This window comes from Desulfobaculum sp. (assembly GCF_054921475.1).
On the sequence record NZ_JBUDSW010000005.1, the window covers coordinates 1 to 19,349 of the forward strand.

A 19,349-nucleotide genomic window follows, 5' to 3' on the forward strand; every position below is an offset into this window, starting at 1 on the left:
GTTTTCCTCCTCATAGGCCCGAATCTGCCGCACAGCGCTCAGGCCATCAAGAACCGGCATCATGATGTCCATAATGATGAGCGAATAGGGCCGGTGCTCATCATGGGCAATCTTGAACGCCGAAACGGCTTCCTCTCCATTGACCACGATGTTGATCTCGAAGAACGGAGCCAGATTCTTGCGCAAGACTTCCCGCGAAATGAAATCGTCCTCGACCACAAGCGCTCTCATGCATTCCTCCGGTTCTTCGCGTCGTCCGTACGTAGCGCTCTCCTCATCGCCCCATCAGGCCCGGCCATATGGCCGGGCTTCACAGGGCCGCACCTGCTCCGCGCCCTTCACTCCAGACAACGGTCAATGTAATGCACCAATTCCTCTTCCTGCATCGGCTTGGCAAGGAAGAACGTCGCCCCAAGCTCCAACAGGGAACTGATGTCCTTCACCCCCACCACAGCCGACATGATGATGACCGGCAACTTCATGAACTCGCTATCCCCACGAAGGGTTTTGATGAGCTGTTGGCCGTCCATTTCAGGCATCATGATGTCCGTGATGAGCAGATCAAAATTATTGGCGGCCTTGAGCGCCTCGTACGCATGTCGCCCGTTGGGGCTGACAAACGGCGTGTGCCCAAGCTTGGTGACCATCTTTGATACGGTCAACTGCGCCACATAGTCGTCTTCCGCGATCAGTATTCGTGCCATGGCTACTTCCCCCACGTGTCAAAATAGCATGATTTCACCGCATCATTCCACCGAAAAACAGCTTTTACGATGGCGCCACACACCCGAAAATCAGATATCCTGTAATTCCCGAACCATGGCATCCAGCCCGCGCCGAAGCTCGCCAAGCAGGCGCGGTATTTCCGCGATATCTCCGTTCTTTCCGGCCTGCTCCAGTTGCTGCGACACCTCAAAGGGCATGCCCATGGTAAAGCACCCCACCGTCCCCTTCAGGGCGTGGGCGCGTTCGCCAAGGGTCTTGGTGTCGCCGTCCCGTAGCGCCGTCTCAAGCTCATCAAGACGCTGGGGCACTTCGTCGATGAATATCTTGGCGTTTTCGCGCAGGAAGTCCTGCTCACCGCCAAAGCTCTCCTTCATTCGGCGCGCGTCCAAAATGGGCGCGTCCTGTTCCGGCGCGTCTGTATGCATACCGTTCTCCGCTTCCTGCGCCGCATCGCTGGCCGGCGGCGCTCCCGCGTAGTCCCCGGCGGCGACCATTTCCATAGCGTCAAACATCTCCTTCGGCGTCACGGGCTTGGGGACAAAGCCATCCATCCCCGCGGCCTCAAAGCGCTCGCGGTCGCCCTTCATCGCGTGGGCCGTCATGGCAATGATGGGGATATGCTCCCCGGTTTCCCGCTCCCGCTCACGGATGATGCGCGTGGCCTCCACGCCGTCCATCTCCGGCATCTGCACGTCCATAAGGATAACGTCGAACTCCTCTTCATCCAGCGCGCTGAGCGCCTCCACACCGTTATTGGCAATGGCCACTGTGTGCCCAAAGGTCGCCAACATGGCCTTGGCCACGTTCTGGTTGATGGGCGTATCCTCGGCCAGAAGCACGCGCAGCTCACGCGAGGCCACAAGCTCTTCGGGCTTTTTGGCCTGCCGCGCCAGCCCAACGTTCTCCCAGCTTCCAAGGGCCTGTGCCACACTGCGCAGCAGCTCCGCCGGGCCCACTGGCTTCACAAGGCACGCCACCGCGCCAAGAGCGCGAGCCCTGCGCTCCTCCTCCTGCGTGGCGGACGATGTAAGCATAATAATCTTCATCCCCGCGAACTCAGGCCGCCGCCGCACGGTATCCATCAGCGCCAGCCCATCGGCCTCGGGCATGACGCGGTCCACAAGGGCAAGCTCATAGGGTTGCCCGCGCACCACGGCGCCCTCCATCAGCCCCACGGCCTCGGACACGCTGGACGCCTGCACCGGCACCATCTTCCACTGCTTGAGGCTTTCGGCCAGTATGCGGCGGTTCATCTCGCTGTCGTCCACGATGAGCACCCGCACGCCCTCCAGCACGCTCACGTCCGGGATGGCCGCACGGCTGGGCACAACCACGTCCGCCTCTTCCATAAGCACGTTGAAGCTGAAGGTGCTGCCCTTGCCCGGCTCGCTCTGTACGGAAATTTCGCCGCCCATCAGACTGACAAGCTGGGTACAGATGGCCAGCCCCAGTCCGGTGCCGCCGTAGCGCCGCGTAATGGTGCCATCGGCCTGCACGAACAAATCAAAGATGCGGCGCTGGTCCTCGTGATTGATGCCAATGCCGGTGTCCGACACCTTGAAGTGCACGTCGACCTTGTCGTCCACAAAGCCGCGGAAATCGACGCTGATGACGATTTCGCCGCTGTCGGTGAATTTCAAGGAGTTGCCCACAAGATTGATAAGGATTTGCCGCAGGCGCTTGGGGTCGCCCATAAGGCTGTCCGGCACCTCGGGGGCGATGTGCATCATCAGTTCCAGCCCCTTTTCCGCCGCGCGGGGGCCAAGGGTCTGCAGGTCGTTGTACAGGGAGTCGCGCAGGCTGAAGGGCGCAACGTCGATTTCCAGCTTGCCCGCCTCTATCTTGGAAAAGTCCAAAATGTCGTTGATAACGGTAAGGAGCGCCTCGCCCGAAACGCGGATGGAGTCCACATACCCGCGCTGCATATGGCTGAGTTCGGTGCCAAGGAGCAGTTCGGACATACCGATCACACCGTTCATAGGCGTGCGTATCTCGTGGCTCATGTTGGCAAGGAACTGGCTCTTGGCCCGGTTGGCGCCTTCGGCGGCTTCCTTGGCGATTTGCAGTTCCGCCTCAATGGTCTTGCGGTGGGTGATGTCCGTGTGCGTCCCGACCACACGCGTGGCGGTGCCGCTGCCGGCTTCGTCCACAATCTGCGCGCGGCCCATCACCCAAACCACGGATCCATCCTTATGGAGCATGCGGTAGTCGTTGCGGAAGGGCTCCACCCGCTCAAGCTGCCGCCGGTAGGACTCCAACACCCGCTCGCGGTCCTCGGGATGCAGCAGGCGCGTCCACGTTTCGACACTGGCGGGCAGCTCGCCTTCCTCATACCCAAACATATGCAAAAATCCGGGGCTGAAATAGACCTCAGACTCGCCGACCTTCCAGTCCCACAGGCCGTCGCTTGTGGCGGACATCGCCATCTTAAAGCGCTGCTGGCTGCGCATAAGCGCGTCTTCGGTGTCCTTGCGTTCGGTGATATTTTGCATCACCCCCACAACGCCCACCTCGCCGTCTATCTGCTCCACCATGGACCGCGACACAATAAAGACGAAGCGCCCCCCGTCCTCGCGCAGGTACTCCGCCTCATAGGTCAACCCCGCGTGCTCTCCCGCAAAGATGGCGCCATCGGCATGCATGCCCTGCTCTGCAAAGTCGCGGGGCACACATTCGCCTTCCTTGCGGCCAAGAACATCCTCGCGCTCCTTAGCCACAAGCTCGAGAAACGCTGCGTTAACGGTGACGTAACGCCCCGCCTCGTTCTTGAAGAAAACCGGAATCGGCAAGCAGTCGAGGAGTACCTGCATAAAGCCAAAGCTGCGCATCAGGTCCGCTTCGGCGCGTTGCCGTTCGCGCACCTCGCGCGCGAGACGGCGGTTCCAGTACAGGATAAGGACCAATACGACGAGAACGCCGCCCCCAGCCTGCAAAGCAATGCGCCACACCTGCCCCATCGCCATGCCGGTCTGTACCTTCACGCCCACCCAGTGGCGGAAGATGGCTTCACGCTCGGCGTGGGGGATGGAGTCCAGCGCCTTGTTCACAATACCCGCAAGCTCCGGCCAATCCTCGCGCACGCCAACGGCAAGGCGCAGCTCATGCTGCAGCACGCTGGCAACGCGCAGGTTGGTGATGCCCTGCTGTCTGATGGAGTAGCTGGCCGTGGCAAAATTACTGAGGCAGGCATCGGCCTCACCAAAGGATACCGCCGCCCACATCGCCTCGGGAGAATCCACGGCCAAGACGTCAATCTCAGGATACCGCGCAAGGATATCGTGCGCCGCACCATTGCGCACAGCGGCCACCTTGCGGCCAATGAGGTCCTCCAGCCCGGACATGTAGTCCGCGTCATCGCGCGCAACAATGACCCACGGCGTCTTCACATAGTCCTTGGAGAAGGTCAGCCCGTGGCCGCGCTCATAGGTCGGCACGTCGCAGGCTATGCCATCAAGAACGCCGCCGCGTACCTGCCGCATCAGCTCATCCCAGCCATCCACCATGACGATGCGCACGCTCAGTCCCGCGCGCTGCGCCACCCGCCGCACCACCTCCACCGCCATACCCGTAGGCCGGCCGGATTCGTCCTCCAGCACAAAGGGCGGATAGTCGCGGGGCACGCCAAGGGTCACCGACGGATGCCGCGCCAGCCAGCCGCGCTCCCACGCCGTCAGCCGAAACACCTTGGCCCGCGGCCTGTATACGTAGTCTTCCGGATTGGTAATCCAACGCTTTTCCAGTTCCAGCAGTTCGTTGTCCGAAATATTGGCAAAGCCTTCGTTGACGGCGGCAAGCAGGCTGGAACTGTTCTTGGCGACGCCGGGGCGCAATTCATCCGTATGTTCCCATGTGGCCAGCTTCTGAAACAGCGCCTGCGAATCTTGCTTCAAAAGCGCCTTGCGGACCTCCAAGGTCGGGCCGACCACGGCGTCCAATCCATCAGCAAGAGCGGCTTCCACCGCGCCCTGCACGTCCTGAAACAGCACCTGACGGATGTACGGGGCTTCCCACTCCAGCGCCTTGATAACGTCGGGGTCGTCCACCACGGCGGCGGTTGTCCCCAGCATGTCGTCCAGGGCCTGCGGGGCATATTTGTCAGAACGGTAAAACAGCGCCCACTGTTCGCCATACACGGGCGAGGCAAAGGCCAGCTTTTGCGACTGGCCCGGCTCGTTCGGCAGCCCTGCGGCCACGTCGGCCATCCGGGTCTGCACATCGCGGATAACGTCGTGCCGGTCATTCAGGATGAAGCGGACATCATGGCCGCTGCGCTCGGCCCACAGCCGCCAGATGTCCACCAGCAAGCCCGCTGGCTGGCCGTCGTCCGTGGCAAAGCTCAAGGGTGGATTGTACCTGTCCATCGCGACCAAAAGGGGGCCGCCGCTCACCACGCTCTGCCTCGGGTGCCATTTGCGGCGCATGTAGCGCAGTTCATCGGACCCAATAGCCGCCATGCCCTCGCGCAGCGCCTGAAAGAGCAGCGCGTCGTCCCCGCGCACGGCAGCATGGATGCCGCCCGTCCACAGGGGGCGGTCCTGATGGTAACTAAACTCCTCCAGCTTCCCCGCACCGCGCAAAAGGCTGAGGCCCGTCTCCACCGGCAGGACAAACGCCAACAGATTATCCTGCGTCAGCGCCTTTTCCAGTTCCTTGATGGACGGATAAAGGGTGCGCATCTCCGGCGAAAGCCCGCTCACAACGGCCTCTTGCACAGGCCAAGAGTATCCTACAGGCAACCCGTGCAGGTCCCCCATGGTCTTGACGCCGTAGAGCTGGCGGTTAAAGAAAAAGTTCTCCTCCACGCACAACGGAAGCCGCAAATCCATGGCTCCGGTCAACGGCTCTTCGTCCGCCTGCCGGAATATATGCATGACATCCACCGTGCCCGCGCGCAGGTCCGTCTCGCCCCAGCCTTCGGTATAGACAAAGTTGACCGGCACCCCCGTGCGCACACTCCATGCCCGCCACAGGTCCGGCAGCAGTCCTTGCGCCGTTCTGCCCGCACGCTTCATGGAATACGGCGGCAACGCCTCGGGCAGGGCCACGTTGACCTCGCCCAGCTCCTCAAATTGGCGCTCGCCAACAAGCGCCTCCGCGTTATGCCCAACCCATTCGCTGATGACGGCGGCCACTTCCTCATCCGTCACCGCCTCCATGGCGGCATTCAGCCGCCTTGCCAACTCGGTCCGGCCCTTTTTGACGCCAGCGAAAACCTTGCCGCTGACCACGGGCGGGGAGACAAACTTCACACGCCCGGTCGCGCCTGCCTCCGCCAAAAAGGCCGAGGCCACCTCGCGCGCCATCACAGCGGCGTCCACCCGCCCCTCCGCAAGGGCAAGGCACAGCTCGCGGTAGTCATTAAAGGCGGTCACGTCGCTGTCGAGGTTCGCCCTGCGGATGATGTCCTCATTGGCGTTACCGGCTATAACGCCGATGTCGTAGCCATTGAGGTCCGCGATGCGCTGGGGCGGCATATTCCCAAAGGCGTCCTTGACGTAATACAGGTACAGCCCGGTCTGGGCATACGGGCCGACCGGCTCCAGCTTTTCCCCCATGCCCGGAACGCGAAAATACGCGGCAAGGATGTCCGCTTCGCCATTCTCCACGCGCCGGAGTCCCTCGGCCATGGACGTAAACGCAAAAGTCAGCTCAAAGCCGCTGCGTGCGGCCAGCATCTGCCAATAATCCACGGCAATGCCGCGGGCCTCGCCATCCGGCCCCGGGAAGTATACGGGCCGGGTATCCATAAACACCACCCGGAGCGGTCCTCCCGCACCCTCCACATCTTGCGACGCCGCGCGGCCCACAGCGCAGCACAGCACCAGCGCAAGGACGAGGGCGGCACACAGCCTTGCCCCCATACAGGTGCGTGGGCCGCCCCGGTGCGGCGCAAAGAATCCGGCCTCACCCTTCGTCGGGATAGGCCTTTTGGATGGCGTGTATTGCATCAAGGTTGCTCAGCAAAAGGTCCACAAGTGCAGGTTCAAATAAGCCGCCACGCTCCTTGCGAAGCAGATCAAGAATGCGCTGTGTCTCCCACGCTTCCTTGTACACACGGGGTGAGGACAACGCGTCGAACACATCCGCAAGCGCGGTAATGCGTCCAAAAATATGAATTTCCTCGCCCTGCAATCCATTGGGATAGCCCCCGCCATCCCAGCGCTCATGGTGCTGTAGGGCCACCACCGCCGCAGAACGGATAATCTTGCGTCCGGAGGTGCTGAGGATTTTATAGCCGATGGTGGTGTGGGTCTTCATGACCTCGAACTCCTCCTTGGTCAGCCGCCCCGGCTTAAGCAGGATGGAGTCCGGAATGCCAATTTTCCCCACGTCGTGCATTGGCGAGGCAAGGCGAAGCAGCCCGGCTTCGGGCTCCTCCAGGCCATATTCCATGGCGAGATAGTATGAATACTCCGCCACGCGCCGCACGTGGTTTGCCGTTTCGTGCGAGCGGCTCTCCACCACATCGCCAAGGGTAAAGATAAGCTCTTTTTGGGTGTTGATCAGTTCGTGATTCAGGGTGAGGTTGTCGAGGGCCATCCCCGCATTGGTTCCAAGGATGCTCAGAAGCCGATGCTCAAGGTCCTCCAGCGGACGGCAGCACTCCAGATACACATGGCTTGGGATGTCGCTTTTGCCCTGAAAACTCACCGCAAAGGCCCGCCCGTCGCGCTGGATACCGCCATTTTGGGTGGCGCTGTGCATGGCCTTTACGGCGTCTGGCGCAATCTCGCGCGCATCGCGGCCAATGCGCTCGCGGTATTGACCGATGCCCGCCACAATGGGCATTTCGCCATGACGTTCCATCACGGCAAAGCCATCGGCCTCGCACGGGGCATGCTTTCGGCACTCCTGCCGCACAAGGTCCCTGAACGCGTGCAGCCACTCCTGACAAAACTCGTCCGACGACCGCTGCGCCAAAAGATGCCCCGAGGATTCAATAACACGCTCCAGCCCGTGCATGCTGCGCTCAATGGTCACAAGGTCCTTGTAGGACCGCACCGCGCCGATGATGGTCGTATACAGCCGCTCTTCCGTGAGCTCCGTCTTTTGCTTGTAGTCGTTGATGTCGTACTGCACCACGACCTGCCGCTCCGGAGCGTGTCCCGGCTGCCCGGTGCGCAGGATGATGCGCACGAGTTGGTTGTCCAACTCCTCACGGATGAATTTGACGTATTCAAGCCCCGCCTGATTCGTCTCCATAACGACGTCGAGCAAGATGAGCGCGGTATCCGGATGCTGGCGAATCAGCTCCCGCCCTTCCCGGGCGGTGTAGGCACTGATGCATTCAAAGCCGCGGCCATCGAAGGTGAAGTCCCGGACCACCATCCGGGTGACGGTGTGCACTTCCTCTTCATCATCAACGATCATGAGCTTCCAATCCGGCTCATGGACCGCATGCTCTTCTTCATGCTCGGCAGCAAAGAGATCATTCTGCCTGCTTTGGCTCATACGCAACGTACCCCACGGTCTGCGTTACTCGGTTCTGCGAAGGCACAGGGAAAAATAGAACTGGCTGCCACTGTGCTCGTCGCTTTCGACCCAAATCCCGCCGTTCATCCGCTGGATAATGTCCCGCGTGATGGCAAGGCCTAGCCCCGCCCCGGATAAACGCTTGGTCATGTAGTCCTCGGCAAGCGCGAAGGGCTCAAAAATATGCTCGCGCTTATCCGCAGGTATACCCACCCCCGTATCACTCACCACAAAAAACAGCGCCACCCCGTCCGCGCAGCGCGGCATGGGGGCCTTGCCTTCAAGGCTTTCGGCAAGGTCCGGCGTGAGTTCCTGCACAGCAAGGCTCACCGCGCCCTTGTCCGTGTACCGAATGGCATTGACGAGCAGGTTCACCACAACCTGCCGCAGCCGCGCCGGGTCACCCAGCAGGCGCTCGGGCACCATGTGGTCAACGCTCCAGCGCAGTTCCAGTTCCTTCCACCCGGCCTGAATTTCCATCACCTCAATGACCTTGCGCAGCTCCGCCCGCAGGTTGAACGGACGCTCATTAAGCTCAAGGCTGCCCTCGCGCAGGCTGGAGAGCTCAAGAGCATTGTTGATGATGGCAAGCAGCCCTTCGCCGGACTTTTTGATCATCTTGCAGTATTCAAGGTTCTGCCCGGTGAGGGAGGCGTCCAGCAGAAGATTGGTCAGTCCAAGGATGCCGTTGAGGGGGGTGCGCAGTTCGTGGCTCATATTGGCGAGGAATTGATCCTTGGCGAGGTTTGCCACCTCCGCCTTGTCCCGCGCCACTTCAAGCTCCCTGCGGCTGTCCTCAAGATCCTGCAAATGCCTGTAGGACCGTACGGCAGTGGTTATCGACGTAAACAGCCTGTCGTCGGTCAGCTCGGTTTTGTACTTGTAGTCGTTGATTTCGTACTGCTCGATAACGGCCTTTTCCGGGGCTTCGCCGGGCTGTCCCGTCCGCAGGACAATACGCACGAGGGTATTTTTCAGGTCCTCACGCACCCAGCGCGCAAGGTCCAGCCCCGCCGTGGAGGTCTCCATAACGACGTCCAGCAGGATGGCCGCGATGTCATCGTGCCGCCGCAGGATGTCCTGCGCCTCCTGCGCGGAATAGGCGTGCAAAAACTGAAGCCGGTGTCCCAAAAACCGAAAATCGCCCAACACAAGGCGGGTCAGCGCGTGCACTTCCCGCTCATCGTCCACGACAAGCAGCTTCCATGCGCCGGAATCCGCCTCGGGCTGCTGCCCTTCACTGGCAAAGGCAAAGGGGCGCTCGTCGCGAGGCTCATCGTCTGGCGGCCAGCCTTGTCTGCCCATGCTACTTCCCCACCAGCTTTGGTACGGTTATGAAAAAGCGGGTCCCCTCGCCGGGGCTGCTCTCGCACCGGATGTCCCCACCCAGTTTCTGCGTCACAAGATTAAAGACAATCTGCATGCCCAGCCCGGTTCCGCCACGGGCGCGCTTGGTGGTAAAAAACGGCTCGTACATGTTCCGCAGGGTTTTGGCGTCCATACCCGCGCCATCATCGGTGTATTCCACCACAACGTCGTCGCCGTCCTCGCGGGCGGCAATCGTAATCTGGCCGTTCTCGCGGTCCTCAAAGCCGTGCATCAGGGAGTTCATGACCAGATTGGTCAGCACCTGCACAAACGCGCCGGGATAGCTTTCAATGGTCAAGTCATCCGGACAGTCCACAACCACTTCATGCCCGCCGCGGCGGTACTCATGCCGCAGGCTCAGGAGCACCTCGCTGATGTACTCCGCCACGCCGAAGGCGCGCTTTTCGCCGGTGGTCTGGTCCACGGCCACTTTCTTGAAGCCCTGAATGAGTTCCCCAGCGCGGCCGAGGTTGGTCAGAATGGATTGTGACGCCTCATCGACGTTATCCAAAAACGCCTCCAGCTTGGACCGCGTCAGCGCCTCCTCCTGCAGCATGCCGCGCAGGTCGTGCACCTTGCGCCCCAAAAACGAGGCCGCTGTAAGCCCCAGCCCGACTGGGGTATTGATTTCATGGGCGACTCCGGCCACCAGTCCACCAAGGGACGCCATTTTCTCGGACTGCACCAGCTTTTGCTGCGTGCGGTGCAGCTCGTCCAGCGACTCCTGCAACGAGCGGTTTATCTCCCTCTGCGTCCGCTCCAGAGACAACAACCGCTCACCCACTTGCAGCCGCACTTTGAGTTCCGAGGCATCAAACGGCTTGACCACATAGTCGTCCACTTCGCCCTCCCTGAACCCTCTGACCATGTCGTCAATGTCCGACTTCGCAGTCAGCAGGATGATATAGGTATACAGCGTCTCATTACTGGCCCGGCGCACGCGCCGCGCTAGTTCCAGCCCATCCATTTCCGGCATCATCCAGTCCGTCACCAGCATATCCACCGGCGTCTGCACCCCGGCATACAGGTCGTACGCCTCCCTTCCGTTGGCGGCCTCAATAACGGTATGCCCCCATGATTCAAGGGTCTTGCGCAACACATTGCGTGGTATGGTCTCATCTTCGGCTATGAGAATACGCACGGGGCTGGTTCCTCCCTTTTGGCGTCAGAGGGCGTCGCGCCGGACGCGCACATATCGATAAGCCGTCACATCCGAAGCTCCGCCATGGGCGGCCGCGTCCACCGCCACGTACACATGTCACTGTAATCTCCGAAAATTCCTGCCACTCCGTCTTTTCGCGCGGAAAGACAGCGAGGGCACACCTACTATCGGCTAGTATGTCATCCGCCCGGAAAAACGCAAGACGTGTTTAGGAAAATCAAGTTCCCTCTAGCGAAATTCGGCAAACAAACTCACAGACTCATGACATTGGTGCGGCGCATGGTGTATACTGCTTGGCATCTCTGACCAAAGTGGAGCAAACATGCTGATGGACCCTCTTCTGCTCACCACCGTCGGCGCGGGGATTATCCTGTGCGCCTGCATCACGTGGCTTATGCTGCGGTTGCATGCGATGCGGCGGGAGAACGAGTCCATCAAGGCCCGCTCCACACGCGTGCGCGAGCGAAACAAAGCCCTTGCGGACATTGCCAGCACCTTCATCGCCAATCCGGGACCAAGCGCGCAGGAACAGGCCCTTGGTCTGCTGGGAAATTTTTTGGGAGCGGACAGGGTCTGCCTGCTCGTCTTCACGCGCGAGGGAACGCGCTTTGACATCACTCAGGAATGGACGGCCGAAGGGGTACGCCCCATCGCGGATATCATCCGCAACATTCCGGTGCACAGCTACAAGGACTTCACCAAAGCGCCGCTGGCAGGAAAGCCAAGGGCCTTCCCCTGCGACACGCAGGGGCCTATGGGCACCGGCCTTTTGCCGCCGGGCTGGAACCCAGCCGCTCTCATCACCGCACCACTACACGCGGGGGGGCTTTCCTTTGGCTTCATCACAGCGGACAGCACCCACTGCCCCCCGCCGTGGAGCCCCGACGATGTAGAAACGCTGGAGCACGCCGCCATGCTCCTGGCCACGGGGCGCGCCTACAGCGACGCACGCGAGGCGCAGCAAAAGAGCGAGGAGCGCTACTCCATCGCCATTAACGCCGCCTCCGAGGGCATATGGGACTGGAACATCACAACGGACGATTTGTACCTGAGCAGGCGCTCGCTGGGCATATTGGGCTACACGCCGCCGCAAGGGCCGCAGACCATGAAGGAGTGGCTGACACATATCCCCGCCGAGGAGCGCGCCCGCCTCTCCGCCAGCATTGTGGAGCTGGCCCACAACGAAACCAATGGCTTTGAACTGGAAATCCCCCTGCTGGACCGCGACAAGAACACGCGGTGGATACAGCTCAAGGGCATTGGTACGGACCGCGACGTGAAGGGCGCGCCCTACCGCGTTATGGGCACACAGACGGACATTACAGCGCGCAAGGCAGCAGAGCTTGCCCTCCGCAAAAGTCAGGAACGCTTCGCCCTCGCCATGGACGCCAACGCCGATGGCATTTGGGACTGGGACCTTGAGACGGGCGAGGTCTACTACAGCCCGGGCTGGTTCAGAATGTTGGGCTACGGCCCCGGCTCACTCCCTGCCACGCCGGAAGCGGCAGTGAGCCTCATTCACCCCGAGGACCGGGAGTTTGTTGAAAAACAGCTCAACACCTTTCTCACCTCGCAGGATGGCATCTGGAATCTTGAATTCCGCATGCGCACCAGCCTTGGCGGCTACCGCTGGGTGCTCTCGCGCGGGCGTGTTGTCAGCCGGGCGGAGGACGGCACAGCCCTGCGCGCCGTGGGCACGCAAACGGACGTCACCCGGCTGAAGGAGGCGGAAAAGGCCGCAGAACAGGCCAGTCAGGCCAAGAGCAGATTCCTCGCCAATATGAGCCACGAAATCCGCACCCCCCTCAACGGGGTCATCGGCATGGCGGAACTGCTGATGCAAATGTCCCTGACGCCGCACCAATATGAATTCGTGCGCACCATCCGCAACTCCGGCAATACGCTCCTGAATCTGCTGGGGGATATTCTGGACTTTTCCAAGGTGGAGGCGGGCAAGCTGACGCTGGACGTGCAACCCTTTAGCCTGCGGCAGTGCCTGCAGGAGGTCATCACCCTCCAAGCGCCGCTGGTGGCGGACAAGGATGTGGAACTGCTCATCGACTTCGCCCACGACGTGCCGGACCATGTGGTGGGTGACGACACACGCCTGCGGCAGATTCTGCTGAACCTTGTCAGCAATGCCATCAAATTCACCGCGCATGGCGACATTCTCCTGCGCGTCCGCCACACAATGCACAACGATCGGCTGCGGATCGACGTCTCGGTGTCGGATACGGGCATTGGCATTGCCCCGGACCGCATCGCCCACATTTTTGAATCCTTCGAGCAGGAGAATACGTCCACCTCGCGCCACTATGGCGGGTCCGGACTGGGGCTTGCCATTACCGCCCAGCTGACGAAACTTATGGGCGGTAGCATCGGTGTGACCAGCACACCGGGCAAGGGCAGCACGTTTTCCTTCAATATCCTGCTGGACTTTGCCGAAGAGGACGCCCTGCAAGCAACGGACTACCCTGCCCCTGCCCTCTTCCGGGACACACTGGCCGTTGTGGTGGACGACAACCCCACAAGCAGGCAACTGCTGCATACCAAGCTCCGGCTCTGGGACGTGGAAGTCCACCTGGCGGAGTCCGCCGACGAGGCCGCCGCCATCATCACACAAAGAGCGCCCAAACGTGTTGCACTCATCACGGACCACCGCCCGCCCCGGCTGGACGGCATCGCCATGGCGGAAGACGTGCGCGGCGCAACCGGCCAGCCAGACCTCAGCGCCATCATGCTCAACGCCACAGGGCGGCTTGTCGCCTACGCCACAGCGCAAAAGAAAAACATTATCTGCATCCCCAAACCCGTAGAAACGCTTGTGCTCATGAAGGCGCTCGCCGTCGCCTTTGGGGTGGAAAACGACACGCCCCCTTGTCTGGACGGCCTGCCCAGTAGCGAAGGCCCGCCTACAAGCGCCACGACTCCGGCCTTGCGCATCCTGCTGGCCGAGGACACCCCAATCAACCAAAACGTCGCCCGGAGCATGCTGGAAAACTTTGGCCACACCGTCACCATCGCCCCCAATGGCAGCGAGGCTGTGGAGGCCTTCAAACGCGAGCCCTTCGACCTTGTGTTCATGGACATCCAAATGCCCGAGCTTGACGGCATTGAGGCCACGGCCCTCATCCGCCAGCACGAGGACGCAACGAAGACCACCACGCCAACACCCATCGTCGCCATGACCGCCAACAACATGAAGGGCACCATGGAGCGCCTTCTTCATGTGGGAATGAACGGGTTTGTTGCCAAGCCGCTGCGCCCCAATGCGTTGCGCCGGGCCATAGACGCCGCCATTCAGGGCAAAACAGCAAACGGAAGCGCCACCGGAGAGTCCTACCAGCCACACTGCCCATAGCCACCGCGCCAACCCAAAAGACAACGCCCCCGCACAATCATGCGGGGGCGCAAAAACGTTGCGGCCTGTCCGGCCACGGGGAGGCAAGAGCGGTCGCGCCTACATCCCCATCAGGCCCAAGACGCGGTGCATATCGTCTGCGGTTTCGATGGAGCCCACATCGCGGAGGCCTTCGCCCTGCACTTCCACCACAGACTCCCGAAACACGGCGCGGGCCAACTCATCCGCGCGGTACATATCCTCGCGCAGGGTTTCGGTATCAAAATGCGGCTCCCGGATGCCCTGCATAATCATGGTCTCGTAGTTGGACGAGGCAAGCGCCTTGGCAAAGCGCTCCGCACGGCCCAAATTGCGGTAGGCCTCCCGCCACCGCACGCGCAAGCCGTCCAAAATGTCCTGCCCAGCACCCAGCGCGCCAAGGAAGGCCGCCGTCCAGCCGAGCATATCCAGCATCTCCTCGCCCGCCTGCGGCAGATTGCGCAGAGCGTCCACAACGAAGTTCGTCTGCTCCATGCTCCACTCAAGGCGTGCATGGCGAAACAGCACCCCCGCCCGGACGGCCATCTGCGCGTCCAGCCGCTGCGAGGCGGCGCGGCGTACATCCTGTGGCGGCGTCGCCCCTGTGCGAAGGCGGCGCACTAATCCAAAGACAGCCTCTTCGCTCAGGGGTACGGTCAGCACCTCGCCACCTGCAAGCACAAAGCGCCCCTCCTGCACGCGGGCGAGCACCTCGCGCGTGACGGCATCATCCAGCCCGGTGGCGCCTCCCTCGGCCACGTGCGGTTCAACCTGCACCTTCAGGGCGTAGTCGGGGAAAAAGAGAAGCTCCAGCAGGACCTCCCTCTCGGGGTGGTCCGGGTCGGCCAAGGCGCCGCGCAGGGCGGCGGCCTCGCTGGTCCCCAGCGTCACCTCAGCGTAATGGGTCAGCGCCGGGGCGGGGTCATGCGCCTCGCCCAGCCAGCGGGCCACCTCGTCGGCAACCCGCCGTATCATCTCGTCCACGGTCAACTCCTTTCCTTGTATCAGGGCGCGCCCAAGACCTCACACCAGCCATGCCGGCTTTGTCAGAGCCCTTCCGGGGTGTTTTTATGGTTCTTCCGGGGCGTCGTCATCTTCATCCACCAGCGGCACATCAAGCCGCTGGGCCAAAGCGGCCAGCACTTCTGCGGCGCGGACGTAATCAAAGGCCTTCAGCGCCGTTACAATGGCTTCGGCATCCTGCGCACCCGTCTGGTCCCCAAGTGCCGAAACAAGCCGCGCGGCCACCCGGCCTGCCGTAAAGCTGCGGGAGCTCACCTCCCGGTTCAATTCGCGCAGGGTAGCGCGAATTGCGGCGTCATCCAAACGTTCTGCAGCGGACTGCGGGGCGTTCCCGGCCTCTGGCGTGTTTTCAAGAACGTGCAGGCTCTGCACAACGGCAAAAAGCTCGCGCTCAAAGCGTTCCATCAGGTCCTGCGCCACATCGGTGCCAGACGCCACAATTGCGGCCTCCAGCTCCTTACTGACGGCGCTGAGGGAATCCATCCCCAAATTGGCGGACACGCCCTTCATCGTATGCGCATACACCCGCGCCTGTTCAGCGTCCCCGGCGTCAAGCAGCCGCCGCACCTCCTCATGCGCAAAGGCATACTGCTCGCCAAACTGCATGAGCAGCGAGCGGAGCAGCCCAACCTTGCCACCCAGAGCGCCCAGCGCTTTCACCACGTCCCCCCCCACAAGGTTCGGCAGTGCGGGCCGTTCCTCAGGCCGCGCCTCTTGCGCCGCTACAGACGGCGCGGGAGGGGCCCCTTTGGACTCGCCAGCCTTCCCGGTGGACTCCTTCCCAAGGAGAATGCGCTCCAACACCTCAAGGAGCACAGACGGGTCAATAGGCTTAGTGACGTGCTCATTCATTCCGGCATCCAAGCTGGTTTTGCGGTCACCCGCCATGGCGTGCGCCGTCATGGCCACAATGGGAAGCTCCGAAAAGCGTGTATCCTCCCGGATATGCCGCGCGGCCTCGTATCCGTCCATGACGGGCATCTGGATGTCCATAAGCACGCCATCAAACGTCTGCTTCTCAAGCTCCTCAAGCGCCAGCTTGCCGTTGGCCGCAAGGGTCACCTCCGCGCCCATGTCCTGCAATATTTCCTGCGCCACCTGCTGGTTAATGCTATTGTCCTCCACCACCAGCAGATGGATGCCCTCAAGTGGCGCCTGTGTGTCGCGCGGGGATGGCGGCGGGGCCTGCTGCGTGCCAAGGCCAACACCCGGCGCAAAGACCTCGCGCAGCGCCTCTGCAAGCTCCTCCGGGTCCACGGGCTTATCCACAGTCGCATCAATGGCGACGCCGGCGCTATACTTCTTCAGGTTTTCCTTGCCAAAGGCCGTCATGAGGACAATGCCGGGCTTTGGCGAAATGGTCGCGTCCCCGGCAATGGCACGGGCCGTTTCCACGCCGTCCATCCCAGGCATGCGCCACGTCATGACCACCACATCCACAGGCTGCCCCTGCTCCGCCGCCTGCCGCAGCGAAGCAAGGCACGACGCGCCGGAATCGGCGACCATCGGCGCCATATGCAGATTCTGCACGGCGGCAAGCAGCAGCTCGCGCGAGTTTTCGCTGTTGTCCACCACCAGCACCCGCTTGCCCTCCAGCGCCTCGTCGCCTATGTGCTGCTCCTGCGTTTCATTGATGGGCAGACGCACGGTAAAGGTAAAGGTGCTCCCCTCGTCCACGGCGGACTCCACGGTGATAGTTCCGTCCATAAGCTCCGCAAGGTGCTTGGAAATAACCAGCCCAAGGCCAGACCCGCCAAAGCGGCGCGAGGTGGACCCCTCCGCCTGCCAAAACGCCGTGAACAGCCGCCGCTGTTGCTCCTTGCTCATGCCTATGCCTGTGTCGGCTACAACAAATTCCACAACGGCGTGGGAGGACGTCGTATGCACAAGCCCCACACTGAGCCGCACCTCGCCGCGCTCCGTGAACTTAATGGCATTGCTGAGGAAATTGGTCACGATTTGGCGAAGCCGCAAAGGATCGCCCTCCAGCCACTCCGGCACGTCCTCCGCCACCCGCACGCGGAGCTCCAGCCCCTTTTCCTCAGCCAGCAGGCCCATGATGCTGACCACATTTTTGACCATGGTCCTTACGGAAAACGGAACGGTCTCAATCTCCAGCCGCCCAGACTCAATGCGCGAAAAATCCAAAATGTCGTTAATGACGCCTAACAGCGACTGCGCCGCAACGCTGATTTTCTCCACATAATCCGCCTGCGTGCCGCTGAGGTCCGACTTGCGCAGCAAATGCCCAAGGCCGATGACGGCATTGAGCGGCGTGCGGATTTCATGACTCATACGGGCAAGAAAATCGCCTTTGGCGGCGTTGGCGGCATCGGCTTCCAGCTTGGAACGCACAAGTTCCGCCTCCATGGCCTTGCGTTCGGTCACGTCGCTTTCCACCGCGATAAAATGCGTTACCGCGCCCTCGGCATTGCGCACGGCGGTCACCTCTATGGCCAGCCAAATGCGCTGCCCCGTTTTGGTGTAGTTTATAAGCTCCGTCTTGAAGCCCTTGCGCTTTTTGAGCCGCTGGGACATGAAGCGGACCGTGTCCTCATTCGTCTCCGGCCCCTGCAGGACACTGCCGGGCTTTTTCCCCGCCATGTCCTCAATGGTATAGCCCGTCATACGGGTAAAGGCTTCATTGACCCATTCCACACGCCCTTGGGAATTTGTGATGATAACGGCGTTATCCGTCTGCCGCGCCACAAGGGACAACCTGCGCAACTCCTCCTCGGTCTCGCGGCGCATGGATGCATCGCGAATGCTGCCAATGGCGTACCACTCGCCCTGATGCTCAAAGGACGCCACCGCCCGCTCCACCAAAAAGCGCGAGCCGTCTTTACGGATGGCTTCAAACTCCAGCACGGAACCAACAACGCGGCCCGTCCCGCTGTGGGCAAACTGCTCCATGCCTGCGCGGGCCTCGGCGCGCGCATCAGCAGGGGCGATAATCTCATGCACATCCCGCCCAAGCGCTTCCTCCGTCGTGTAGCCAAACAGTTCCTCGGCCGCTTTGTTCCAGAACAGTATGACGCCCTTCGCATCTATCATGACCATGGCGTCCAGCGCGGCGTCATTCATGACGCGGACCACGGATTCCCGCTCACTCACGGACTCCAGCGCGGAGTGCAGTTCGCGCGTGCGCTCCCGCACGCGCACCTCCAGCACGTCCCGCGTACGCTGCAGGGCATCTTCACGCGCGGCCACACGGGCGGTCATGGTATTAAAATCGCGGGCGAGAACGGCCAATTCCTCGGTAATCTGCCGCTCCGGCACCAGCACTTCATTCCCGCCTTCGGCCACGGAGTGCGCCACCACGCGAAACTCGCGCAGCGGCGACGTAAACACCCGGCGCACCAAAAACAGCACAAGGGCCAAAACGCCCATAATCACAATAACCGGCCCCACCACAATGCGCGCCACAAGGATGTTCCGCTCGTGCAGCAGGGCGGCCTTGTCCCAAAAGAACTGCAATTGCACGGACGGGATATTCTCCAGCACCTCCACACGCGGCTGTCCTTCACCCGGTGGGCCATACTGCGCAAGCACCGTGCCGTCCTTCACCAGCCGCAACGACACGCCCTGCGCAAGGTCCGTCAGCCCTCCCTCGTCCTCCAGCGCGGAAAATGGAAGCTCCGTCAGCAGCACGCCCTCTACCCCCACAAGGGAATACACAGGCACAGCAATGCGCCAATACGCATCATCCTGAAAGAAATTCAAAGAAAAGGCGGAATCCGCCATGCCTTGCAGGATGCGCCGGATGCTTTCGTCCTGGCTGTAATCAAAGCGGGGCCACTCCCGCGTAGCATGGGCAACCGCCCCGCTTCGGCTCAGCAAGACGAACTGCGGCGTGTAGCCAAGCAGTGACAGTTCATTAAGGAATTCCCGGAAGGCGACGCGCTGGTCGCGCTGCGGCGCAGCCAGCCCCTCAATCAGAAATGGAAACGCGGCGTGGCCTTGAAGCTCGGAAAAGTTGTGCATCAAAAAAGCGCCTATGGCGTGCTGCACATACTGCACGCGGCTGTCGATGAGGCGGTCCTGATAGTCCTCAACCACGCGGCGCACCTGCGTTGTGGTGCCAAGCCCCACCGTGGCAATCAAGATGGCTCCCGCCAACAGGTGGAAAAGCAGCGCGGCGCGGAATATGGGGATAGCACGGCGCCTCATGCCCGCCCCCTGAAGCGTGCGGACGCTCTCACACGCGCAGAGGCCGTG

Annotated in this window: 9 protein-coding genes; 1 reads left to right on the plus strand and 8 read right to left on the minus strand. The window is 61.7% G+C overall.

Features of this window, described 5'->3' with window-relative positions; genetic code table 11:
* The 6 genes from ACY69P_RS00675 to ACY69P_RS00700 all read right to left on the minus strand — a co-directional run.
* The coding region (locus ACY69P_RS00675) for a response regulator (protein WP_462326234.1) at positions 1-231 on the minus strand (231 nt) is incomplete at its 3' end.
* Between the two features lie 107 nt (positions 232-338).
* On the minus strand, positions 339-704 hold the full coding sequence (locus ACY69P_RS00680) for a response regulator (RefSeq protein WP_459901932.1): 366 nt from the start codon (positions 702-704) through the stop codon (positions 339-341).
* Positions 705-794: 90 nt separating this feature from the next.
* Complete coding sequence (locus ACY69P_RS00685) at positions 795-6,473, minus strand: transporter substrate-binding domain-containing protein (protein ID WP_462326235.1); 5,679 nt, start codon at positions 6,471-6,473, stop codon at positions 795-797.
* A gap of 157 nt (positions 6,474-6,630) precedes the next feature.
* Positions 6,631-8,178, minus strand: coding sequence for an HD domain-containing phosphohydrolase (locus ACY69P_RS00690; RefSeq protein ID WP_459901934.1), 1,548 nt, complete (start codon positions 8,176-8,178; stop codon positions 6,631-6,633).
* 24 nt (positions 8,179-8,202) lie between these two features.
* Positions 8,203-9,504: a response regulator gene (locus ACY69P_RS00695; protein WP_459901935.1), complete on the minus strand. Its 1,302-nt coding sequence runs from the start codon at positions 9,502-9,504 to the stop codon at positions 8,203-8,205.
* 1 nt (position 9,505) lies between these two features.
* The gene (locus ACY69P_RS00700) at positions 9,506-10,708 is read right to left on the minus strand and encodes a sensor histidine kinase (protein WP_462326236.1); all 1,203 of its coding nucleotides are present in this window, start codon (positions 10,706-10,708) and stop codon (positions 9,506-9,508) included.
* Positions 10,709-11,051: 343 nt separating this feature from the next.
* On the opposite strand from ACY69P_RS00700, the gene ACY69P_RS00705 reads away from it, so the two are divergent.
* Positions 11,052-14,090, plus strand: coding sequence for a response regulator (locus ACY69P_RS00705; protein WP_462326237.1), 3,039 nt, complete (start codon positions 11,052-11,054; stop codon positions 14,088-14,090).
* Between the two features lie 99 nt (positions 14,091-14,189).
* On the opposite strand, the gene ACY69P_RS00710 is transcribed toward ACY69P_RS00705, so the two are convergent.
* Both ACY69P_RS00710 and ACY69P_RS00715 read right to left on the minus strand, forming a co-directional pair.
* Positions 14,190-15,092, minus strand: coding sequence for a hypothetical protein (locus tag ACY69P_RS00710; RefSeq protein WP_462326238.1), 903 nt, complete (start codon positions 15,090-15,092; stop codon positions 14,190-14,192).
* Positions 15,093-15,176: 84 nt separating this feature from the next.
* A complete protein-coding gene (locus ACY69P_RS00715; RefSeq protein WP_462326239.1) occupies positions 15,177-19,301 on the minus strand; it encodes a PAS domain S-box protein in 4,125 nt (1,374 codons plus the stop codon).
* Between the last annotated feature and the right edge of the window lie 48 nt (positions 19,302-19,349).

Bases quoted from the DNA above. Each gene is read 5' to 3' on its own strand.
- ACY69P_RS00680 (WP_459901932.1), bottom strand. From the start codon at position 704: ATGGCACGAATACTGATCGCGGAAGACGACTATGTGGCGCAGTTGACC.
- ACY69P_RS00685 (WP_462326235.1), bottom strand. From the start codon at position 6,473: ATGGATACCCGGCCCGTATACTTCCCGGGGCCGGATGGCGAGGCCCGC.
- ACY69P_RS00690 (WP_459901934.1), bottom strand. From the start codon at position 8,178: ATGAGCCAAAGCAGGCAGAATGATCTCTTTGCTGCCGAGCATGAAGAA.
- ACY69P_RS00695 (WP_459901935.1), bottom strand. From the start codon at position 9,504: ATGGGCAGACAAGGCTGGCCGCCAGACGATGAGCCTCGCGACGAGCGC.
- ACY69P_RS00705 (WP_462326237.1), top strand. From the start codon at position 11,052: ATGCTGATGGACCCTCTTCTGCTCACCACCGTCGGCGCGGGGATTATC.
- ACY69P_RS00715 (WP_462326239.1), bottom strand. From the start codon at position 19,301: ATGAGGCGCCGTGCTATCCCCATATTCCGCGCCGCGCTGCTTTTCCAC.